The 20,834-nt window shown below is 64.8% G+C and carries 20 protein-coding genes; 7 read left to right on the top strand and 13 right to left on the bottom strand.

Going from position 1 to position 20,834, the window contains the following annotated elements; genetic code table 11:
* Nucleotides 1-134: 134 nt before the first annotated feature.
* The 6 genes from LN450_RS07435 to LN450_RS07410 are packed head-to-tail and all read right to left on the bottom strand — an operon-like array spanning nucleotide 135 to nucleotide 6,078.
* Nucleotides 135-554, bottom strand: a complete 420-nt coding sequence (locus tag LN450_RS07435; RefSeq protein ID WP_008575549.1) for a Na+/H+ antiporter subunit G — start codon at nucleotides 552-554, stop codon at nucleotides 135-137.
* Complete coding sequence (locus tag LN450_RS07430) at nucleotides 551-835, bottom strand: K+/H+ antiporter subunit F (RefSeq protein WP_003486364.1); 285 nt, start codon at nucleotides 833-835, stop codon at nucleotides 551-553. Before LN450_RS07430 ends, LN450_RS07435 begins: the two co-directional genes overlap by 4 nt.
* A complete protein-coding gene (locus LN450_RS07425) occupies nucleotides 832-1,338 on the bottom strand; it encodes a Na+/H+ antiporter subunit E (RefSeq protein WP_011346150.1) in 507 nt (168 codons plus the stop codon). The genes LN450_RS07430 and LN450_RS07425 overlap by 4 nt, the downstream gene beginning before the upstream one ends.
* Entirely contained in the window at nucleotides 1,335-2,879 is a 1,545-nt protein-coding gene (locus LN450_RS07420) for a monovalent cation/H+ antiporter subunit D (protein WP_011346151.1), read from the bottom strand. Before LN450_RS07420 ends, LN450_RS07425 begins: the two co-directional genes overlap by 4 nt.
* Nucleotides 2,876-3,250 (bottom strand): Na+/H+ antiporter subunit C, encoded by a 375-nt coding sequence (locus LN450_RS07415; protein WP_011346152.1) that lies wholly within the window; start codon nucleotides 3,248-3,250, stop codon nucleotides 2,876-2,878. The genes LN450_RS07420 and LN450_RS07415 overlap by 4 nt, the downstream gene beginning before the upstream one ends.
* Nucleotides 3,250-6,078 carry a monovalent cation/H+ antiporter subunit A gene (locus LN450_RS07410; protein WP_011346153.1) on the bottom strand — a complete coding sequence of 943 codons (2,829 nt, stop codon included), beginning with the start codon at nucleotides 6,076-6,078 and terminating at the stop codon, nucleotides 3,250-3,252. Before LN450_RS07410 ends, LN450_RS07415 begins: the two co-directional genes overlap by 1 nt.
* A gap of 166 nt (nucleotides 6,079-6,244) precedes the next feature.
* On the opposite strand from LN450_RS07410, the gene LN450_RS07405 reads away from it, so the two are divergent.
* Entirely contained in the window at nucleotides 6,245-7,147 is a 903-nt protein-coding gene (locus tag LN450_RS07405; protein ID WP_008575559.1) for an NAD-dependent epimerase/dehydratase family protein, read from the top strand.
* 25 nt (nucleotides 7,148-7,172) lie between these two features.
* On the opposite strand, the gene LN450_RS07400 is transcribed toward LN450_RS07405, so the two are convergent.
* The 7 genes from LN450_RS07400 to LN450_RS07370 form a co-directional block, all read right to left on the bottom strand.
* Entirely contained in the window at nucleotides 7,173-7,658 is a 486-nt protein-coding gene (locus LN450_RS07400; RefSeq protein WP_011346155.1) for an Mpo1 family 2-hydroxy fatty acid dioxygenase, read from the bottom strand.
* Nucleotides 7,659-7,754: 96 nt separating this feature from the next.
* Entirely contained in the window at nucleotides 7,755-9,353 is a 1,599-nt protein-coding gene (locus LN450_RS07395; RefSeq protein ID WP_011346156.1) for a M4 family metallopeptidase, read from the bottom strand.
* 425 nt (nucleotides 9,354-9,778) lie between these two features.
* On the bottom strand, nucleotides 9,779-11,533 hold the full coding sequence (locus tag LN450_RS07390) for a peptidoglycan-binding protein (RefSeq protein WP_011346157.1): 1,755 nt from the start codon (nucleotides 11,531-11,533) through the stop codon (nucleotides 9,779-9,781).
* A gap of 72 nt (nucleotides 11,534-11,605) precedes the next feature.
* Nucleotides 11,606-12,142: a hypothetical protein gene (locus tag LN450_RS07385; protein WP_031420838.1), complete on the bottom strand. Its 537-nt coding sequence runs from the start codon at nucleotides 12,140-12,142 to the stop codon at nucleotides 11,606-11,608.
* 236 nt (nucleotides 12,143-12,378) lie between these two features.
* Nucleotides 12,379-12,957 (bottom strand): hypothetical protein, encoded by a 579-nt coding sequence (locus LN450_RS07380; RefSeq protein WP_011346159.1) that lies wholly within the window; start codon nucleotides 12,955-12,957, stop codon nucleotides 12,379-12,381.
* Between the two features lie 230 nt (nucleotides 12,958-13,187).
* Nucleotides 13,188-13,850: a hypothetical protein gene (locus LN450_RS07375; protein WP_080505873.1), complete on the bottom strand. Its 663-nt coding sequence runs from the start codon at nucleotides 13,848-13,850 to the stop codon at nucleotides 13,188-13,190.
* 215 nt (nucleotides 13,851-14,065) lie between these two features.
* A complete protein-coding gene (locus tag LN450_RS07370) occupies nucleotides 14,066-14,992 on the bottom strand; it encodes a phosphoribosylaminoimidazolesuccinocarboxamide synthase (RefSeq protein WP_011346161.1) in 927 nt (308 codons plus the stop codon).
* Between the two features lie 209 nt (nucleotides 14,993-15,201).
* Here LN450_RS07370 and LN450_RS07365 point away from each other — a divergent pair, with 209 nt between their 5' ends.
* From LN450_RS07365 to LN450_RS07340, 6 genes are all read left to right on the top strand, one after another.
* Complete coding sequence (locus tag LN450_RS07365) at nucleotides 15,202-15,531, top strand: J domain-containing protein (protein ID WP_014089186.1); 330 nt, start codon at nucleotides 15,202-15,204, stop codon at nucleotides 15,529-15,531.
* 123 nt (nucleotides 15,532-15,654) lie between these two features.
* A complete protein-coding gene (gene rpe / locus LN450_RS07360; protein ID WP_008575577.1) occupies nucleotides 15,655-16,356 on the top strand; it encodes a ribulose-phosphate 3-epimerase in 702 nt (233 codons plus the stop codon).
* The gene (locus LN450_RS07355; RefSeq protein WP_011346164.1) at nucleotides 16,353-16,844 is read left to right on the top strand and encodes a GNAT family N-acetyltransferase; all 492 of its coding nucleotides are present in this window, start codon (nucleotides 16,353-16,355) and stop codon (nucleotides 16,842-16,844) included. The genes rpe and LN450_RS07355 overlap by 4 nt, the downstream gene beginning before the upstream one ends.
* A 235-nt stretch (nucleotides 16,845-17,079) precedes the next feature.
* Complete coding sequence (gene yegS / locus LN450_RS07350; RefSeq protein WP_011346165.1) at nucleotides 17,080-18,009, top strand: lipid kinase YegS; 930 nt, start codon at nucleotides 17,080-17,082, stop codon at nucleotides 18,007-18,009.
* Nucleotides 18,010-18,266: 257 nt separating this feature from the next.
* On the top strand, nucleotides 18,267-19,742 hold the full coding sequence (gene trpE / locus LN450_RS07345; RefSeq protein WP_011346166.1) for an anthranilate synthase component I: 1,476 nt from the start codon (nucleotides 18,267-18,269) through the stop codon (nucleotides 19,740-19,742).
* The gene (locus LN450_RS07340; protein ID WP_011346167.1) at nucleotides 19,742-20,818 is read left to right on the top strand and encodes a threonine aldolase family protein; all 1,077 of its coding nucleotides are present in this window, start codon (nucleotides 19,742-19,744) and stop codon (nucleotides 20,816-20,818) included. Before trpE ends, LN450_RS07340 begins: the two co-directional genes overlap by 1 nt.
* Nucleotides 20,819-20,834: the final 16 nt, after the last annotated feature.

Genomic DNA, 20,834 nt, shown 5'->3' with positions numbered 1-20,834 from the left:
CGAACGCACGAAGTGAGCGCTCGTGAGTCGATGCCCCATGTGCCGGCGACCGGCTCAGCCAGTTGCGCCGTTGAGAAGGCTCTGAGCAGCAACCGGACCTGATCGGCAAACACGCCACGCCGGGCAGCAACGCCTTAGCCACCCTCGGACGCAGGCCCCGGATGCTGCTTCTCGGTTTCTTCGTTCTCGCCAAGATCGCCTTTGACCTGCGGCAATCCTTCCTGCTGCGCGTCGCCGTGGTTCGGTACTTCCGGGCGGTTTTCCATCATCAGCGACAGCGCTGCCTTGGCCATCAAGTGCGCGCTGATCGGTGCGGTGATGAACAGGAACACGGTGATCAGCAATTCGCGCGGCTGCGGGTCCACGCCGAGAAACAGGTGGTAGCCCACCGAAGCCAGCAACACGCAGCCCACGCCCAGCGTGCTGGCCTTGGTCGGTGCATGCAGGCGCTTGAAAAAGTCCGACAGCTTCACCAGACCGAAAGCGCCGATCAGGATGAAAAACGTGCCCGCCAGCAGCAAGGCGCTGAGCAAATATTCGGTGAGGGCGATCATTCGACGATACTCCGCCGCAACACGTACTTGCTCAGTACCACGGTGCTACCGAAGCCAAGCATCGCAATGACCAGGGCCGCCTCGAAGTAGATCGGCGAATCCAGGTACATGCCCAGCAGCATCAATTCGGCAATGGCGGTGACCGAGAGTGTGTCCAGCGCCAGGATGCGGTCTGGCACGGTCGGCCCGCGCAGCAGCCGCCACAAAGCCATCAGGATGGCCAGGCCCACCGCGTGCATGCAGATCACGATGGTCGATTCGATGAACATGTGGCCGGTCATGGAAAGATCTCCATCAGGGGCTTTTCGTAGCGGGTCTTGATCTCGGCAATCAAGGCCTGCGGATCGTCCAGATGCAGCACGTGCACCAGCAGATATTTGCGGTCGTCCGACAGCGCGGCCGAGACGGTTCCCGGTGTCAACGTGATCATGCTGGTCAACGCAGCAATGCCGTGGATGTTGGCGATGTCCAGCGGCACCCAGATGAAACCGGGATGGATACGCGATTCTGGCCCGAGCACCTGCGCAGCGACCTTGATGTTGGAGCGCACGATGTCGCCTGCGGCCACCAGCAGCATGCGTGGCACCGAGCGCAGCGAGCCGATCTGTGCGAACTCGCGGTCCAGCCGCGCTGCAAAGATCGGTACCACCACGCCCAGCAGCATGCCCAGGACCCATTGCTGCAGGCCGAAGCTATCGCTGAGCAGCAGCCAGAACACGAAGACCGTCACGCTCAAGGGCGGCGAGGGAAACAGGCGGCGACGCAGTGGCAGACGTGTGTTCATGGCTGCCTCCGTTGCGGCGTGGTGGCGCGGACCTGGTCAACATACGCGCCGGGGTCGCGCAACTGCGCAGCGGCCGCATCGGTGTAATGCATCAGGGGACCTGCGGCGCCGGTCATCGCAACCAGCCCGCTCAGCAACAGCACCGTGGCGGCGGTCTCCACCGGACGCATGCGGCCACGTCGCGGCGGCTGCAGTTCCGGCGCATTTTCCGCCGCCGCCGGCACCCGCCAGAACAACCGTACGCCGGCGCGGGTGAGGCCGATCACCATCAGCAGGCTACTGCCGAGCACCGCGATCCACACCGGTCCCACCAGCCCTTCAGGCACGTGTTGCAGCAATGCGGCCTTGGCCAGAAATCCGGAGAGTGGCGGCAACCCGGCCACCGCCACCGCGGCAATCATGAACATCGTGCCCGGAATGGCCCGCCCCGGCAGCGGCGCCACCACTTCCTTGCGGTCGCTGGCACTGCCGCGGCGACGGCGGATCAGGTCAGAGACCATGAACAACGCAGCGGCGACAAAGCTGCTGTGCGGCAGGTAATACAGTCCCGCGCCCAGTGCGCCGGCATCGTCCAGCGAAAACGCGATGAACAAGGTCGCTGCCGAAAACACCACCAGGTACGACACCATCACCCGCAGCCGCGATGCGGCCATCACCCCGAACGCGGCCATCAGCAGCGTCGCGATGCCCAGCCACAACAGCGCGTGGCGACCGAAGCCGTGCAGCGCGCCGGCACCGGCACCGAACCACAACGACGATACCCGCAGCGCTGCGTATAACCCCACCTTGGTCATGATGGCGAACAATGCAGCCACCGCCGCCGGCGCACGCGAATAGGTTTCCGGTAGCCACAGATACAGCGGCAGCAATGCGGCCTTGCTGCAGAACACCAGCAGCAACAAGCCCAGCGCGGCCTTTGCCAACGGCAGGTCCTGCGCCGGCAGATCGGCAATGCGCTGCGACAGCTCGGCCATGTTGAGCGTGCCGAAAACACCGAACAGCAGGCCCAGCGCAATCAGGAACAACGTCGACGCACACACGTTGAACACCACGTAATGCAGGCCCACCCGCATCTGCAACCCGCGCCCGCCGCTGAGCAGCAGGCCGTAGGAGGCGATGAGCATCACCTCGAAGAACACGAACAGGTTGAAGATGTCGCCGGTCAGGAATGCGCCGTTCAAGCCCATCAACTGGAACTGAAACAATGCATGGAAATGCGGTGCGCGCCGGTCCCAGCCTGCGCATGCATGCAGCAGGCACGCCGAGCCCAGGATCAAGGTCGTCAGCAGCATCCACGCCGACAAGCGGTCGCCCATCAGCACGATGCCGATGCGCGCCGGCCAGTCGCCGAGCAGATAGACCAGGATCCGGCCGTCGGCCGCGCGTGCGAACAGGGCGATGACCGCCGCGGCCAACAAGGCGATGCTGACCCACGCCACGCTGCGCTGCACGCGCGGCCCATAGCGGCGGTGCTCGACGAACAACGATGCCGACGCGCCCAGCATCGGGATCAGGATGGGCAGGATCAGCAGATGGTTCATCGCCGGGCCTGCCGCGTATCCGTGCCGGTCGCGGCATCTTCGTGCGCATCCACATGGTCGCTGCCATTGTCGCTACGGCTGCGGATCGCCAGCACCAGGCTCACCGCGGTCATCGCAAACGCGATCACGATGGCGGTCAGCACCAAGGCCTGCGGGAGCGGATCGGTGTGATGCATCAGCTCGGCCGGCACGCCGTCGCGCAACACCGGCGCCTGGCCACTGCGCAAGCGCCCACCGGCAAAGATCAGCAGATTGGTCGCATACGACAGGAATGTCATGCCCAGGATCACATCGAAGCTGCGCGCGCGCAGCAGCAGATAGATCGCCAGTGCGGTGAGGACGCCGATCGCGCTTGCCACTGCCAATTCCATCAATGCTGCTCCGCGGTGCGTGTCGAACGTTGGGTGGGGTCGATCTCGCCGCGCTGCGAACTGCGCGTACGCGAGGGCTTGATCGTGCCCATCATCGACAGCATCAACATTGCCGCACCGAACACCACCAGGTACACGCCGGTATCGAAGCCCAGCGCACTGGCCAGTTCCAGCTCGCCCAATAGCGGCAGCGGAATTTCCAGATGTCCGCTGCTCAGGAACGGCAGCCCGAACACCAGCGAGCCGGCGCCGCTGATCAGCGCGCACAACAAGCCGATGCCGATCAGGCGGATGTAGTCGAAACCAAAGCGCGACTCCACCGAGGCCGTCCCCTGAATCACGTACTGCATCAGCAATGGCACCGCCAACACCAGCCCGGCAATGAAGCCGCCGCCCGGCGCGTTGTGCCCGCGCAGGAACAGGAACAGCGACACCGTCAATGTCAGCGGGAACATGATCTGCGCCAGATCGGCCGGCACCGGCAACTTGATCGGCGGCCCCGGCATGGTGCGCTCCGGTGCCATGCGCGCGCGGCGCAGCAAGGCGTGCACCACCAGCCCGGCGATGGCGAAGACGGTGATCTCGCCAAAGGTATCGAAGCCCCGGAAATCCACCAAAATTACGTTGACCACATTGCGCCCATACGCTTCGGGCAAGGCGCGCTGCAGCAGTTCGCCGGCGACCGAATGGCTGGGTTGCGTCATCAAGGTATACGCCAACGCCGCAAGACCGGCACCGCCGGCAATGGCAATTGCGGCATCACGCATCTTGCGCAGCCGCGCACGTTCGGGCAACGAGCGCTCGGGCAGGTAGTTCATCGCCAGCAGCATCAGCACCAGCGTGACCATTTCCACCAGCAACTGCGTCAGCGCCAGATCCGGCGCCGACAAGAACACGAACGTCAGGCTGACCGCCAGCCCGGTGCCGCCGAGCACCAGCACCGCCAGCAGGCGCTGCTTGTACAGGAACAGGCTGCCCAGGGCGCATGCGATCATCAACAGCCACACCATCCACCCCAGCGCCGGCATTGGCATGGGTGCAGGCCATTGCGGCAATGCACCGCCTTGCAGGAACGGCACCAGCGCCACCACGACCGCGCTTAGCACCAGCAGCATCAACATGCGCTGCAGGTTGCCGTTGGTGACGGCGTCGGTCATGCGTGCGGTGGCACTGAACAAGGCACGCAGGTTCCATTGGAACAGTGCCTTGCCCGGCGAACGGTTCTGGATTGCATACAGATCCAGCGTGCGGCGCAGCGCCACGTACAACAACGCACCGCCGACGATGCCGGCAACGCTCATCGCCAGCGGCAAATTGACGCCATGCCACAGCGCCAGGCTGTAGTCGGGCAGCTGGTCGCCCAAGATCGCGGTGGCACCGGCGCGCAATACGGGCGCCACTGTCCATGCCGGCACGATGCCCACCGCCACGCAGGTAAGTACCAGCACGTCGACCGGAATCCGCATCCAGCGCGGCGGCTCGTGCGGCGTGGTGTCCAGCGCGCGCGGGCCTTCGCCGAAGAAGGTGTCGTGCACGAAGCGCAGGCTGTACGCCACGCCCAGCAGGCCGGCCAGCAGCGCAGCGGTGCTGGCCAGGATGCGCATCAGTTGCGGCGCTTCGGTATCCAGCGCAACCGCGAAGAACATTTCCTTCGACAAGAAGCCGTTGAGCAGCGGAATGCCGGCCATGGCCAGCGAAGCGGTGATGGCCAGCGCGCTGGTCACCGGCATCAACCGGCGCAGATTGCCCAGCTTGCGCATGTCGCGCGTGCCGGTCTCATGGTCGATGATGCCGGCGGCCATGAACAACGACGCTTTGAAGACCGCATGGTTGATGAGGTGAAACACGCCGGCCACCACCGCCATCGGCGTGGACAGGCCGAACAGCATCGTGATCAGGCCCAGATGCGAAATGGTCGAGTACGCCAGCACGCCCTTGAGATCGTGCTGAAAGATGGCGTGCCATGCGCCCAACAGCACCGTGATCGCGCCGATGCTGGTCACCGTGTAGAAAAACAGATCGGTACCGGCCAGCGCCGGATGCAAACGCGCCAGCAAAAATACGCCGGCCTTCACCATCGTGGCCGAATGCAGATACGCCGACACCGGCGTGGGCGCCGCCATTGCGTGCGGCAACCAGAAGTGGAACGGGAACTGCGCGCTCTTGGTGAAGATGCCCAGCAACACCAGGCCCAGCGCGTACGGATACAGCGGGCTGGCGCGGATCACATCGCCGGCGGCCAGGACGGCATCGAGCTGAAAACTGCCCACGATGCGGCCGATCATCAACACGCCGCCCAATAACGACAGGCCGCCGCCGGCAGTCAGCACAAAGGCCATGCGTGCGCCTTCGCGCGCGTCCTTGCGGTGCGACCAGAAACCGATCAACAGGAACGAGCTGATGCTGGTGAGTTCCCAGAACACCATCAGCAAGAGCAGGTTGCCCGACAGCACCATGCCGAGCATCGCGCCCATGAACAGCAAGAGATAGGCAAAAAAACGCGACGCGCTATCGCGTGGGCTCAAATAGTAATGCGCGTACAGCACCACCAGCGCACCGATGCCCAGCACCAGCAGTGCGAACATCCAGGCCAGGCCATCGAGCCGCAGCGAGAACATCAGGCCAATCTGCGGCAGCCACGCGTGATCGCTGGCAATCACCTCGCCGCGCAGCACCGCGGGCGTCAACAGCGCCAGCACCAGCAGCCCGGCCAACGGCGCGGCCGCAGCCAACCACGCAGTGATCGAACGGGAGGCGCGCCAGAGCAGCGCAGCGGCAGCGGCCATGACAAATGGCAGCGCCAGCAGAATTTCCAACGAGAAAGGCATGCAGGGAACACAAGATTCGCGAGCAGGCCCGAGAGCTTAACAAACCGTTGACTGACGTCCGCGTCAACGCCGCCAGCGCACATGGCCTGCCATCGGCCCCACTGGGCTGCACATCGCAATGCCGCACTCGCTATGCTGCAGGCATGCATGCATCGATAATTGCCCCGTGACTGCCGCCAATCCCGCTCCGTCCACCGCTGCATCTGCGCCGCGCGCCCTGGTCTTCGGCGGCAGCGGGCAAATCGGCGAGCGCTTGCTGATCCGCCTGCTGAGCAGCCGATGGCAGGTGACGGCGTGGTCGCGCCAGCCGCGCGCAGCGCGCTCCGGTCTGATCTGGCGGCAGGGCGATCTGGCTGTGCCGGCAGCTGCCGGCGAGGCGTTCGAGGTGATCTTCAGCTGTGGTCCGCTGGACCACTTCGCACGCTGGTATGCCGAAAACCCGGTGGTAGCGCCGCGTATCGTGGCGTTCGGTTCCACCAGCGTTGAGGTCAAGGAACACTCCATCGACGCGGCCGAGCGCGACGTGGCCCAGCGTCTGGCCACTGCCGAACAGGCGCTGTTTTCCGCCGCGCGTGCGCGTGGCGCTAGTGCCACCGTGCTGCGGCCGACCCTGGTCTACGGCGCGGGACGCGACAAAACCTTGACCCAGATCGCCGGGCTGGCGCAGCGCACCGGCGCGTTCGTACTGCCCGCCAACGCCACTGGCCTTCGCCAGCCCGTGCATGTGGAAGATCTGGCCAGCGCCGCTCTGGCGGTGGTTGGCCAGCCGGCCACCCAGCAGCGCAGTTATGCCGTGGGCGGCGGCGAAGTGCTGGCGTACACGCAGATGGTAGAGCGCGTACTGGAAGCGCTGCCACGGCCTGCACGTCTGTACCAGGTGCCGCCGAGCCTGTTCGGTCTTGCACTCACCGCAGCGCAACGCCTGGGCCGCCTGCGGGGCTTGAATGCCGCCGCGCTACAGCGCATGCGCGAGGACCTGGTATTCGATCTGGAGCCGGCACGCCGCGATTTCGGCTATGCGCCGCGTGCGTTTCGCCCACTGCCCGAAGAGCTCGGGATCGGCGCGTGAGGCCTGGCTGGTCTGTCGGCGACGCTCAGTAACGCCAACCCAGCTGGCGATACGCCTTGGCCAGCACCCAGATCGGCCCGATCAGCAGATAGGTCAGATCGGTCAGGAAGCTCGGTTTGCGGCCTTCGATCTTGTGGCCGACGAACTGCGCAATCCATGCCAGCACGAACACCGTCAGCGCGGTGGTGAACAGGCCGCCAAGCCCGATGCGGCCTTCGATCAACCGGCACAGACAGCCGAAGAAGAAAAAGATCCCCAGCATGCCCAGCCCCAGCGGGCGCGACAGCCGGTTGTAGTACGACCACGCCGCAAACATCGACAGCGCGGCCCACACGCCGCTGCTGAACCAGCTACCGCCGACCGGGATGCACCACAACAGCGCCACCACCGACCACAGGATGGCAGGCACCGCCAGCACGTGGATCTGCTGATTGGTCGCGTTTTGATGATCGTCGGAATAGCTGGCGAAATAGCGCTCGATCGGTCGCGCGGTCGTGGTGCTTTGGCTCATGTTCCCTCCCAGGAATGATCCAAGCATACGCGCGCGGATGGCGCCATGGCAGATGTGCCCTCGCCACGCCTTGGTGGCGTGGCGAGGGACGCACCGTCAGTTCACCGAGACCGCGCTCCACGCCGCCGCTACCGCGCGGTATTGCGTGGACGTGCTGCCGTACAGATCGGTGGCCGCGCTCAGCGTGGCCCGACGGGCCGCCGCGTAGTTGGTGGACGAGGTCATGTAGACCGTCAGTGCGCGATACCAGATGCGGCTGGCCGCGGCGCGGCCGATCGCGGTGAGCGCCGTGGAGCCGCTGCAGACCAGACTGGTCGGGGTCAGGTTGTAGCTGGTGCCCGAGCCGAACCCGCTCGGCACCACCGCCCCTTCGGCCAGCAGATAGTAGAAGTGATTGGCCACGCCCGACCTGTAGTGCACATTGAGCGAGCCCAGGCTGCTGCTGTAGCAATCGGGCGATTTGCCATCCAGGCTTGGCTTGAACATGTAACGCAACGCCAGTGTGCCGGTGCTGTTGTTGGGGATGATCTTCTCGCCAATCAGATAATTGCCCGGCTCGGCGCTGTTGGCAGCGGAGTACTCCACCATGGTGCCCATGATGTCGGACGTGGCTTCATTCAAACCGCCCGATTCGCCCGAGTAGGTCAGCGCGGCGGTGCGGCTGGTCACACCGTGGGTCATCTCGTGACCGGCCACATCCACCGACACCAACGGCGTGAACGTGCTGCCGTCGCCATCGCCGAAGGTCATGCAGAAACAACTGTCCTGCCAGAAGGCGTTGTTGTAGCGACTACCGTAATGCACCCGGCTCCGTGCACCGGCGCCATCGTTTGCAATGCCCGTGCGCGAATGCGTGGTGCGGTAATAGTCCCAGGTCAACGCCACGCCGTAATGCGCATCGACCGCTGCGGTGACCGTATCGCCGGTGGTGCCGCTGCCCCAGGCATTGTCGGCATCGGTGACCAGCGTGCCATTGCCGGAGGTGCTGTTGCGCATGTTGTAGGTCGCACCGCTGCCGCGACTGAGATCGGTCATTTCGTAGCTGGTGCTGCTGCAGCGCGTCGTGTTCACCGTCACGCTGCCCGCATACAACGAACGTCCTGTGCCAGCGGCGCTGGTGCCGCCGCTACATGCGGTATGCACGGTATCCCAGGATTCGAGGATGCGCTGGTTCACCGCATCGACGATGTAATGCATCTCGGTCGGTGTCTGGTCGGGTTTGACGCCGCTGTAAATTACCTCGTACACCAGGCGCGGCGCGCCCTGGCGTGCATACAGCGCCAGACTCGCACGCGGCGCGGCATCCTGCGCCACATCGAAGTGCGAACCGGCCACACGCAACGCGGTTGCCGCATCGATTCCCGGCACCAGGCTCGGACGCACCGTGGTGTCCATGGTCTGGCTCAATTCACGCATCACCCCGCGACGCGAGTGCACCACCACGTCGCCGCCGATCACCGGCAGGCCCTGATAGGTGCGATCGAAACGCACATGTTCGGTACCGTCGGCATCGACGATGCTGTCGCGTGCGATGAAGGCGTCGGCCGGCGCGCGATTGGCCAATGCAGACGCGTTGTTCCCCAATAACGATTGCGCGCGCGAAACAGCGGCATTTGCCGACACATCGGCAGCATTCGCGGCAGCAGAAAACGAGAGCGCGCAGCAGATTGCCGCGCCCAGGACATGGAATTGCATGACGACTCTCTCCAGAAAACGTGCAATGCAAAGACCGGCAGCCCCCCGACAGCCGGTCGCCGATGGCACCTTGGGTGCCGGCAGTTACGCTTGCACAGTCACGAACTGGACAGTAGTAAACATTACGGATGTGTTTCTTTCTGTGCGCCCGGCCACTTTCCGCTGTGGCGCACATCGCAGAGGCGCAGCGGATGCATGGTGTCATTGGCCGCTGCGGCCAAGCATGCGCGCAATGCAGTGGTGTCAGGCAAGGTTGCGCCGTATCGTGCGCCAGCGCGGGGGTGTTGCGGTGTCCCATCACCACGCGCGCTGGCCGTTGAATGGCCATCAGCTTGCGCGATGTGTCGTGACTCCCGCGGTGCATGTGGAAACAAGAACGCCGGCCAATCTCCTGGCCGGCGTCTTCTTGATCTATCGCTGAAAGATCAGCGACCTCCCATCGCAACCTTCTGCAGTTCTTGCTGGGCCTGTTGCTGCTGCGAGTGACCAGCCAGCAACTGCGCGCTGGTTTGCTCAAGTGTCGGGGCAGGTTGGTTCAGGTCCACCGCCGCACGGAAGCCCGGCGTGGTGCCCATGACGAACGCCTTGCCGTCCTGCACTGTCACGTTCTGCAACTTGTCCGCGCTGTCGATCCCATTCTGCTTCGCCTGCAGCGTGACATGTGCCGCCGTCTCGTTGGAGATCATGCTCGGCAGCCTGCTGCGGATTGCGTTATGTAGCGCGTGGTCGGGATGCGATGCATCGTTGAGCGAAGGCCCTTTCGGCCCAGCAACCTGCGCCTCGCGGGTCTGCGCCGGTTGTGCAGCCAATGCTGCACGCGTATCGCGGCCGACAACACCGTCCTGCTGCAGCCCATGCTGCTTCTGGAACGCCATTACCGCCTCACGCGTGTTGTCGCCGAAGCGCCCGTCTTCGGCCAGGCGGTTGCCTTGTGCATCGCGTACACCGAGACGGTTGAGGTCCTGCTGCAGCTTGCCCACATCCTGACTGTTGTCGCCATGCCGCAGGGCACTTGTGCCGCTTGCCGGTGCTGCCTGCGTGTGGCGCGCACCCGCTTCGTGTTGGTGACCCTGATTCCAGAAGGTCTCGGGGCTGGTCAATTTGCCGTTGGCATCGCGCAATTGGTAATGCACATGCTGCGCATATTGGCTTGCGCCATTGGGCCCACGTCCCCCCATCGTGCCGATCGCGTCGCCTGCCGACAATGTTTGCCCTTCTTTGACCTTGACGCCATCCAGATGCAGGATCTCGTGCGAGTTGCCTTGTGCATCGCGAATCTTGACGGTGCCGTAGCTTCCGCCAGCAAAGGTCACCGTTCCGGCGACCGGCGAATGCACGGTTGGATGCTGCAGATTGCGTCCTGCCTGACCGCCCTGATAATTGAAGTCGGTGCCGCCGTGGTCGCGCGCGCTGCGGTGCTCGCCGTAATGCCCGGTGATATGCGGCGCAGTGCCGTTCTGCGGCGGAAGCATGCGCTCCATGGTGGCCTGGAACGAATGCGCGTTCGAACCGGCATGCGGTGCTTGCGTCGGTGCCGAATGCTGCGCGGGCGCGACGGTCTGTCCGAGTTGACCGTGTTCGAGCTTGTGCATCACATCGGGCGTGAGGTCGCGCTGCCAGCGCGCGAAGCGGCTTTCGCGGTCAGCCAGTCCATTCGGCGGATCGCCGCCGTTGATCGCAACGCCTGCTGCATGCGCATCCTGCCTGGCCGCTTGCGGCACATTGTGCTGCCAGTACCAGGTTGCGATCCGCGACGCGTTTTCCGGTTGCGCGGCCAGTTCGGGGTGCGCGACCAGGTCGAGTTTCAACGCTTCGCCGGCCTCGCGATACTGATCCTTGCCGGTGAGCTGGATGTAGCCGCGACCACGGTAAAGATAGCCATCGCCGGGCTCGTTGTTGCCCATGCGCCCGCCATACATCAATTCGGCGAGTTTCTCCGGCTGGCCGCGCAATGCCTCAAGGCGCGCTTCTTCCAGCGCCTCCGGTCCTTCGCGCAGTGCAGAACGCACTTTCGAGCTCACTTGGGAGGGGCCGCGGGTATAGCGGAACCCTTCTTCCAGGCGGTTGAGTCCGCCCGATTCGTGGCCTACCTGGGCCATGAAATTCGCCAATTCGTTGGGCCGGGTGATTCCCGCTGCATAGGCTGCCTGCAGCAGCCCAGTTTCGCGATCGGTTGCCATGGTGTAACTCCTCATTTCTCAGCAACATGAAAAGACGGACCCATCCTTGTCCGTGTCAGCCATTACTTCCCTTTAATTTTGTTTCTGGGCTCCAGCCTCATCCAGCGCCGCGACTTTCTTGAGCGTGACGGGGTCGAAGTCCTGGAACGTCACCGTCCCAAAATCCTTGTCGGTTAATTCCAGGGTGTTGTGTTGTTCGGTCTCGGTATCGGAAAGATCGCGCACGACCTTGTCCAGCAACCAGGTCTGCTTGTCTGCCGAATACTTGAACGTGAAGTCGTCGGCCCAGCGCTCGCGCGAGCCGCCTGAGATGGAGATGGTGAATTGCCCGGGCTGGACGCGCGAAAACGCATACGGGTCGCCTGCCAGACCGCCGCAGCGGGCACAGGGCACGATGCGATTATTTTCAGCGGCCTTTTGCAGGCTGCCATCGGCGTTCTGGGTCAGCAGCAGGACGCGACGTGGCTGCCCTTCGCCGAGCTTTTCGTTGCCGGTTGCCGGCGGAGAAATCACGACAAGTGCGTCCGAATGTCCGGCGCCAGTCAGGTCGCCGCGTTGGGTATCCAGTGCCTTCGATCCTGCTGGAACGAAGGAGTCGATCGTTGCCATGGGTACAGTCCCTTGTGTCGGTGTGGCAGGAGGTGTCGCGGCCGGTGCGGGTGGGCCAGCCGCGGCTGCGGGTGCATTGGCCGGCGTTTCAGGCGCATCGGCTGCCTGCGGACCGTTACACGCGGCAAGCGCTACTGCCAGCACGGGGATGAGCACTCTGAAGGGGGGCACGGCCGTCTCCTGATTTGGGTTTTTGCGTGGCGCGGTGTTGGCCGCGCCGTTACTTGCCCGCGCCGTTACAGCGACTGGTCGTCGACCTTGACCAAGGTCCAGCATGGGCGCTGGGCGAAGTGGTAGACCTGTTGATCGCCGCTGTCAGGTGTACGCACCAGCACCTGGCGACCGCCTGCGTTCTCGGACACCACGACCTCGCGGCCCGCGGAGCGGGCCACGTCCAGGTTCGGGATAACCGGCCATTTGACGTCGGCTAGCGCAACCTCGCGAGTGACTGGCGCCGGTTCCGGCTGCGCATCCGGATCGATCCGGATCATGGTCAGCGGGTCGGCCGTGGCTTTCTCCTGGGCCGCGATGTCTGCACTGAAGCTTTTTAGAAATGCAGAGAAGTCGGCGGTGGGGCAGGTCGTCGGCTGAACGGGCGTGGCCGACGCCGTAGCAGGGGTTGAGGCGGCAGGCGCGGTACCCGCTGCCTCTGCTGTCGCCGCGGGCATTGCCGCGCCTGCTGGCTCTGCTTGCGGTTTGCAGGCAGCCAGCGCCAGGCTCAGTGCGAGGGCATGCAGAGATGTTCGTAAAAGGGCCAACGGATCCTCCTGATCGTATCGGGCGATGTGCGAGCGCGCAGGATGGTATCTGCGCATTGTGTGCAAATGCGTGAAGGCTTGCGGGGGCCAGAGTGCGGCGAGCCGGCCGGACGCAGCAGGCCCGCACCCTGGGAGCGTGACCGGAGTGACGATTGCCGATTGCTCAAACGATGCCAAGGCCGGTGAGTGTCCTCAACACGGGCCGGGTACCTCATCTGGATCCATTGCAGCAATCGTCATGCAGTGATGGATGGGTTGCCTGCAAATCACCCGTTTGGTGCGTGCAACTAGATTCCGTTCGAAAATACTTCGAGTGCGTCCGCACCCACCCATCCTTGCGCGCAATTGCCAGTGGATTGTCCTGGTGCTGCCGCGTGGCAGCTCTCACTACTTTCAGGCTTGATCTGCTTAATCGGCCTGTCGCCATAGGTTTTGCACAATGCGTTGTTTTTGCACTTTGCAATGGTGTCCGCTGGAATTGCGGCCACGTAGTAATAACGCGGGTTTTGTCCGGCTCGGCCGATCGCCTGGACGCAGACGAGCTGGCCTTGGGCAAGATTGGCTGTAGCCGTTGCGCTGCTGCCGGTGACGGGAACGGCATCCAATAGATCTGCTCCGTTCGCCTGGGCGACGCCGGCGAAGAAGCCCTTATCGCCACAATCGGGCAAAAACTCCACATCGTAAAAATCACGCGTGTCGACATTGCCTGCTGTGCATCCTGTTGCATCCGTGCAGGTTGCGCCAGCGGCCTGTATCAGCGCGGCTAGTCTGGCGTTGACCTGCAATGCTGCGGGTGCGTTGTTCTTCGCAGGTGCTACCGGTGCTGATGAGGGAACGGCGTGGGGTGCAGATTCGCCGGGAGTGCAGGCGCTCAGTGCGAGCGCTAGACCTGGAATTAGTGCGCTGCGCAAGGCAGGCAGCACGCGACACAAGTGACTTGACATGGTCATTGCGGCCTTGCTGGGCAAGAGAACACACCATCGCAGTGGGCGCGGTGGGGATACTGGTGGGCGAGTGTGTGCGATAGCCGTCATGAAGCTTCACGCTTGATCACCAACCTGGCCTTCAGTCGGTAGTCGAGGAATCGAAGCGCCGAGAATGTCGGCGCTCGCAGGCATAGGCGTCTGCGTACTTCGCCGCCTCGCCCCTCACCGGGTGCGTGCAATCAATCCACCGAAATGTCCGCCAGCCGCTGCAGCGCTTCGGCATATTTCGCACGCGTGCGATCGATGACGTCGGCCGGCAGGCGCGGGCCGGGCGCGGTCTTGCCCCAGTCCAGGGTTTCCAGATAATCGCGCACAAACTGCTTGTCGTAGCTCGGCGGGCTGGTGCCCGGTTCGTATTGGTCGGCCGGCCAATAACGCGAGGAATCCGGAGTCAGCATCTCGTCCATGATGTACAGGCGGCCATCGGCATCGGTACCGAATTCGAACTTGGTATCGGCCAGTAATATGCCGCGTTCGGCAGCAAAATCGGCTGCGAACCGGTAGATGCGCAAGGTGGCATCGCGCACGCGTTCGGCCAGCTCGGCGCCGACCGTCTTGACCATTGCATCGAAGTCGATGTTTTCGTCGTGGTCGCCAACCGCTGCCTTGGTCGAAGGAGTGAAAATCGGCTCGGGCAGTTTCTCGGCCTGACGCAGGCCGTCGGGCAATTCGATGCCGCTGATCTTGCCGGTGCGCTGGTAATCCTTCCAGCCGCTGCCGATCACATAGCCGCGGGCGATGGCTTCCACCGGCACCGGCTTGAGCTTGCGCGTGACCACGGCGCGTTTGGCGTACAAGGCCGGATCGACACCCTCGGGCAATACCTGCTCCACGCGGATGTCCATCAGGTGGTTGGGCATCAGGTGTTCGGTCTTGTGAAACCAGAAGTTGGATACCTGGCACAGCATCTCGCCCTTGCCGGGAATCGGGTCGGGCAGCACCACGTCGAACGCGGACAGGCGGTCGGTGGCCACCATCAACAGATAGTCGCCCGGGGGCGCATCGGCGGGCAGGCGGTCGCGGGGAAGATCGAAGACATCGCGGACCTTGCCACGGTGACGCAACGGCAGGCCGGGCAGATCGGATTGCAACAGCGTGGTCGACACAGGCACTCCTAAGGACGTCGCTATGACGCTGTCCCCGGGACCCGGCGGGCCCGCGGGTAGGCAGCGGGCCGCGTAGTGTACGGCGCTTCGCCGCCTCCCGCAGAATTTATTGGAGGCCCGCGCGGTGGGGCTTGTGCAGGAGCCGTCAGCTAGGCCGGGCGGGCGTTCGGGTAAGATCGCCAGCCCGCCTCCCGCCCCCGATCGCCCCCATGTCCTGGTACGGAAAACTGCTCGGCGCATTGGCCGGCGCCTTGCTGTTTCGCGGGGCGCCGGTGGTGGGGCTGCTGATCGGGCTGGCGATCGGCCACGCGGTCGACGCCGGCTGGTTCAAACGGCGCGCGGAAAATCCGTACGAGGCGCTTGGCCTGGAGCCGGACGCCACCACTGCCGAGATCGACCTGGCCTATCGCCGGCTGATGTCCCGCTACCACCCGGACAAGGTCGCCAACGCCGACCCGGAAGCCCGCCGCCAGGCCGAAAAGAAGGCCAGCCAGATCAACGCCGCCTACGACCGGATTCAACGGCAGCGCAAGCGCTGAAGCCAAGGCTGCACGCCGAAAACCGCTGTGTTACGCAATGCCGGGCGTCGACGCAGCGCTGTACATCGAAAGCCCCAGCGCTCAGCGGCATCCGGCTTTCCTCGCCGGGCCACGGTTGCGACAATGGCGCTCCTGCATTTTTCCGAGCTGCCCATGCAACCGACGGCGATCGCCCCGTCCATCCTGTCCGCCGATTTCGCCCGTCTGGGCGAGGAAGTGAACAACGTCCTCAAGGCTGGTGCCGACTGGGTGCACTTCGACGTGATGGACAACCACTACGTGCCCAACCTCACCATCGGCCCCATGGTGTGCCAGGCGCTGCGCAAGCACGGCATCACCGCGCCGATCGACGTGCACCTGATGGTCGAGCCGGTGGACCGCATCGTGCCGGATTTCGCCGACGCCGGTGCCACCACCATCAGCTTCCACCCCGAAGCCAGCCGCCACGTGCACCGCACGATCCAGCTGATCAAGTCGCATGGCTGCCAGGCCGGACTGGTGCTCAACCCGGCCACGCCGGTGGACATCCTGGATTGGGTGCTGCCCGAGCTGGACCTGGTATTGGTGATGTCGGTCAACCCGGGCTTTGGCGGGCAGGCCTTCATCCCGTCCGCACTGGACAAGCTGCGCGCCATCCGCCGCAAGATCGACGCGACGGGCAAGCCGATCCGGCTGGAGATCGATGGCGGGGTCAAGGCCGACAACATCGGTGCGATTGCCGCGGCCGGCGCCGACACCTTCGTCGCCGGCTCGGCCATTTTCAATGCGCCCGACTATGCGCAGGTGATTGCGCAGATGCGCGCGGCGGTGGATGCGGTGCGATGAGCCGGCCCGCGCCGCAGATCCGCAGCGCCACGCCTGAGGATGTGCCGCTGCTGCATGAACTCATCACCGCGCTGGCGGTGTACGAGCGCGAGCCGGGCGCGGTCAAGGCCGGCCTGGAGGAGTTGCGCGCCAGTCTGTTCGGCGACGGCGCCACCGCGCATGCGCTGATCTGCGAGCAGGACGGTCAGGCGCTGGGATTTGCGGTGTATTTCTTCAACTACTCTACCTGGCTCGGCCGCAACGGCCTGTACCTGGAAGACCTATTCGTCCGGCCGGAAGCGCGCGGCAAGGGTGCGGGCCTTGCGCTGTTGCGGCACCTGGCGCAGCTGGCCGTGCAGCGCGGCTGCGGGCGGTTCGAATGGTCGGTGCTGGACTGGAACCAGCCGGCCATCGACTTCTACAAGGCAGTCGGTGCGCGCCCGATGGACGGCTGGACCGTGTACCGGCTCGACGGCGAACGGTTGGCCGCATTTGCGGCAGGCGCCTGAGCCGGGCACGCCGCGCAATCCAGCCTCATGCAAAAGGAAGGCCGCTCCTATCGGGGCGGCCTTCAAGAAAATTGGAGGCTGATCCTGCCTCCGCCCGTCGTCCCTGCTATGGCCTTCCACTCTCCGGGTCATCGATGACACCGCAATGACAGTGCGCAGCCAGCGCCTATTCACGATCTGCCCATTGGCCCGCTGCTAGCCTGCGGCCATTACCCTCACAGCATCGGCAGCGCGCATGGCCCCGTCCCACTGGCGTGTGATCCTCAACGGCAAGTCCACCGACAACATGGACCTGCGTGAGGCGGTGGGAACGCTGCGCAAGCGCGGCATCCAGCTCGATGTGCGGGTCACCTGGGAAGACGGCGATGCCGAGCGTTACGTGGGCGAGGCGGTGGCCGATGGCGTGCACACGGTGGTGGCCGCCGGTGGCGACGGCACCCTGAGCGAAGTGGCCGCCGCCCTGGCGCACCACGAGGGCGATGCGGCCTCGCTGCCGTCGCTGGGCCTGGTGCCGCTGGGCACCGCCAACGACTTCGCCACCGCCGCCAATCTGCCGATCGCCCCGCTGGAGGCGTTGACCCTGATCGCCGAGCGCGTCGCGCAGCCGGTCGACCTGTTGCGGATCGACGCCGACCACGGCCCACACTGGTGCGCCAACGTGGCCAGCGGCGGCTTCGGCACCCAGGTCACGGTGGAAACCGACGAAGGCCTGAAGAAGATGCTCGGCGGCCTGGCCTATCTCATCACCGGCATGTCGCGGCTGGGCCGCATCGACCCGATCAGCGCCCGCTTCAGCGGCCCGGAGTTCAGCTGGGAAGGCGAATTCATCGCACTTGGCCTGGGGAACGGGCGCCAGGCCGGTGGCGGCCAGGCGCTGTGCCCGGAGGCACTGATCGACGACGGCCTGCTGGATGTCACCATCGTCCCCGACCTCGACGGGGAAGTGGCCGCCACGCTCGGCACCCTGGTCATCGGCGGCAAACAGGCCGCGCTCGAACGCGTGGCCGTGCGCGCCCGCGTGCCGTGGCTGGAAATCGTTTCCCAGCAACCGCTGACCTTGAACCTGGACGGCGAACCGGAAACCTCGCGGCACTTCCGCATCGAATGCGTCCCGGCACGTCTGCGAATGCACTTGCCGGGTGAGTGCCCTTTGCTTGGCGGGTGAGAATCGGGAATCGGGGATGGGGGTATCGGGAAAGCTTCGCATGCGTTTCGGGTGGGCCAGGCAATCGCCGCAGCCCACCTTCGCCGTTGTTGAACGACGTTCGCCCCCGCCTGCTGCCCTGGGCCAGCAGTTGCGCTACAGTAGCCGCGTGTCCCGCCTGACGACCCCACGCTCCTTCTCTTTCGCTCGCCGCTGGTGGCGATGGTGGCCCGTTGCCGTCGTCCGCCCCGCCACAGAGTCCCGGAAGGAAAGTCGTCTTGATCACTGCAGAGCAGTTCCAGCGCCAGGCCGCTGAAGGCCACACCCGTATTCCCGTTGTCCGCGAAGTGCTGTCCGACCTGGACACGCCCCTGTCGGTCTATCTGAAGCTCGCCGACGGCGCCTACACCTATCTGTTCGAATCGGTCGAAGGCGGGGAGCGCTTCGGGCGCTACTCCATCATCGGCCTGCCGGCGCGGCGCGTGTACAGCTTTCGGGGCCACACGCTGGAGGTCAGCGAACACGGCGAAGTCGTCGAGACCCGTGAGGTCGCCGACCCGTTGGCCGAAGTCGATGCGTTGCGCGCCGAACATTCGGTGCCGCAACTCGATGGCCTGCCCGGCTTCACCGGCGGGCTGGTCGGCTGGTTCGGTTTCGAATGCATCCAATACATTGAACCGCGCCTGGGCAGTGGCGACAAACCCGACGAACTCGGCACGCCCGACATCCTACTGATGCTCTCCGAAGAGCTGGCGGTGTTCGACAACCTCAAGGGCCGTCTGTACCTGATCGTGCATGCCGATCCGCGCCAGCCGCAGGCCTATGTGCGCGCCAATCGGCGCCTGGACGAGCTGGCGCATCGCCTGCGTCAGGGCGGCGCCGGTTATCCGCGGGCGCAGATTTCCGACGCGATCGACGAAGCGGACTTCCATTCCTCGTTCACCCGCGAGGAGTACCACGCCGTGGTGCGCAAGGCGCAGGAATACGTGCGCGCCGGCGACATCTTCCAGGTGGTTCCATCGCAGCGCTTGCGCGTGCCGTTCCGCGCGCGCCCGGTGGACGTGTATCGCGCGTTGCGTGCGTTGAACCCGTCGCCGTACATGTATTTTCTCGATGTCGGCGGTACCCAGGTGGTTGGTTCGTCGCCGGAAATTCTGGCGCGCCTGCGCGATGGCGTGGTCACTGTGCGCCCGATCGCCGGCACCCGCCCACGCGGCGCCACGCCCGAACTGGACAAGGCACTGGAAGCCGAACTGCTGGCCGACCCGAAGGAACGCGCCGAGCACGTGATGCTGATCGATCTGGGGCGCAACGATGTCGGCCGCGTGGCCGAACCGGGCACGGTCAAGGTCGGCGAGCAGTTCGTGATCGAACGCTATAGCCATGTCATGCATATCGTCAGCGAAGTGACCGGCACCCTGAAGGCCGGCCTGAATTACAGCGATGTGCTGCGCGCCACCTTCCCGGCCGGCACCGTCAGCGGCGCGCCGAAGATCCGCGCGCTGGAAATCATTCGCGAGCTGGAGCCGGTCAAACGCAATGTCTATTCCGGCGCGGTGGGCTATATCGGCTGGCATGGCGATGCCGACACCGCCATCGCCATCCGCACTGCCGTCATCCAGGACGGCTACCTGTATGTGCAGGCCGGCGGCGGCGTGGTCTATGACTCCGACCCCGACCTGGAGTGGCAGGAGACCATGAACAAGGGGCGCGCGCTGTTTCGCGCAGTTGCCCAGGCGGCCAAGGGCCTGTGATGGACGGGCAGGGCAGCACGACGCGCATCAGCTTTCGCAACGACTACAGCGAAGGCGCGCATCCGCGGCTGTTGCAGGCGTTGGCGCAGGCCAGCGCCGATCAGCACGCCGGCTACGGCACCGATCGGCACACAGCGCATGCGGTTGCCTTGATCCGCCATGCCGTCGCGCAGCCGCAGGCCGACGTGCATCTGCTGGTCGGCGGCACGCAGACCAATCTGATTGCGATCAGCGCGTTCTTGCGCCCGCATCAGGCCGTCATCGCGGTGGACGCGGCGCATATCGCCACGCACGAGACCGGCGCCATCGAAGCGACCGGCCACAAGGTGCTCACTGTCCCGGCGCTGCACGACAAGCTGACGCCTGCGTTGATCCAGCCGGTGCTGGCTGTGCATGGCAACGAACACATGGTGCAGCCGCGCCTGGTCTACATTTCCAACAGCACCGAAAGCGGCACCCTCTATACACGTGCAGAACTCGAAGAATTATCTGGCTTCTGTCGCGCGAACGATCTGCTGCTGTACCTGGATGGCGCGCGCCTGGGGGCGGCGCTGACCGCCGACGGCAACGATCTGGATCTGCCCACCATTGCCGCGCTGACCGATGCGTTCTATATCGGCGGCACCAAGAATGGTGCGCTGCTCGGCGAAGCGCTGGTCATCGTCAATCCGGCGCTGCAGCCCGATTTGCGTTACCTGATCAAGCAGCGTGGCGCGCTACTGGCCAAGGGCATGGTGCTTGGTGTGCAATTTGCGGCGTTGTTCGAAGATGGTCTGTTCTTCGAACTGGCCGCGCATGCCAATGCCATGGCGCAACGCCTGCGCGCTGGCCTGCTTGCGGCAGGCGCGCATTTCACCAGCGACTCGCCGACCAACCAGCAGTTCATCGCCGTCAGCGCGCAGCAGGCCGCGCAGCTGGCGCAAGGCTACGACTTCGAGCGCTGGGAAATGCGCACCGATGGCAGTCAGGTGATCCGCTTCGTGACCTCGTGGGCGACCACGGCCACGGCGGTCGATCGGCTGTGTGCGGATGTGGCGGCCCTTTTGCAGCAGCACGCAGTGCAGGGCCATGACTAGACCTCAAGGACGACAA

Source organism: Xanthomonas euvesicatoria pv. euvesicatoria (genome assembly GCF_020880415.1).
Classification (GTDB): domain Bacteria; phylum Pseudomonadota; class Gammaproteobacteria; order Xanthomonadales; family Xanthomonadaceae; genus Xanthomonas; species Xanthomonas euvesicatoria.
The sequence above is the reverse complement of the archived record's forward strand: the minus strand, read 5'-3'. Positions and strand labels throughout refer to the sequence as shown.

What these genes read in the sequence shown, in the direction of transcription:
- LN450_RS07365 (WP_014089186.1), top strand. Translation starts at nt 15,202, where the DNA reads ATGTCCTGGTACGGAAAACTGCTCGGCGCATTGGCCGGCGCCTTGCTG.
- LN450_RS07430 (WP_003486364.1), bottom strand. Translation starts at nt 835, where the DNA reads ATGACCGGCCACATGTTCATCGAATCGACCATCGTGATCTGCATGCAC.
- LN450_RS07340 (WP_011346167.1), top strand. Translation starts at nt 19,742, where the DNA reads ATGGACGGGCAGGGCAGCACGACGCGCATCAGCTTTCGCAACGACTAC.
- LN450_RS07380 (WP_011346159.1), bottom strand. Translation starts at nt 12,957, where the DNA reads ATGCGCAGATACCATCCTGCGCGCTCGCACATCGCCCGATACGATCAG.
- LN450_RS07375 (WP_080505873.1), bottom strand. Translation starts at nt 13,850, where the DNA reads ATGACCATGTCAAGTCACTTGTGTCGCGTGCTGCCTGCCTTGCGCAGC.
- LN450_RS07395 (WP_011346156.1), bottom strand. Translation starts at nt 9,353, where the DNA reads ATGCAATTCCATGTCCTGGGCGCGGCAATCTGCTGCGCGCTCTCGTTT.
- LN450_RS07410 (WP_011346153.1), bottom strand. Translation starts at nt 6,078, where the DNA reads ATGCCTTTCTCGTTGGAAATTCTGCTGGCGCTGCCATTTGTCATGGCC.
- LN450_RS07420 (WP_011346151.1), bottom strand. Translation starts at nt 2,879, where the DNA reads ATGAACCATCTGCTGATCCTGCCCATCCTGATCCCGATGCTGGGCGCG.
- LN450_RS07385 (WP_031420838.1), bottom strand. Translation starts at nt 12,142, where the DNA reads ATGGCAACGATCGACTCCTTCGTTCCAGCAGGATCGAAGGCACTGGAT.
- LN450_RS07425 (WP_011346150.1), bottom strand. Translation starts at nt 1,338, where the DNA reads ATGAACACACGTCTGCCACTGCGTCGCCGCCTGTTTCCCTCGCCGCCC.
- LN450_RS07400 (WP_011346155.1), bottom strand. Translation starts at nt 7,658, where the DNA reads ATGAGCCAAAGCACCACGACCGCGCGACCGATCGAGCGCTATTTCGCC.
- LN450_RS07435 (WP_008575549.1), bottom strand. Translation starts at nt 554, where the DNA reads ATGATCGCCCTCACCGAATATTTGCTCAGCGCCTTGCTGCTGGCGGGC.
- rpe (WP_008575577.1), top strand. Translation starts at nt 15,655, where the DNA reads ATGGCGCTCCTGCATTTTTCCGAGCTGCCCATGCAACCGACGGCGATC.
- LN450_RS07415 (WP_011346152.1), bottom strand. Translation starts at nt 3,250, where the DNA reads ATGGAATTGGCAGTGGCAAGCGCGATCGGCGTCCTCACCGCACTGGCG.
- LN450_RS07390 (WP_011346157.1), bottom strand. Translation starts at nt 11,533, where the DNA reads ATGGCAACCGATCGCGAAACTGGGCTGCTGCAGGCAGCCTATGCAGCG.
- LN450_RS07355 (WP_011346164.1), top strand. Translation starts at nt 16,353, where the DNA reads ATGAGCCGGCCCGCGCCGCAGATCCGCAGCGCCACGCCTGAGGATGTG.
- yegS (WP_011346165.1), top strand. Translation starts at nt 17,080, where the DNA reads ATGGCCCCGTCCCACTGGCGTGTGATCCTCAACGGCAAGTCCACCGAC.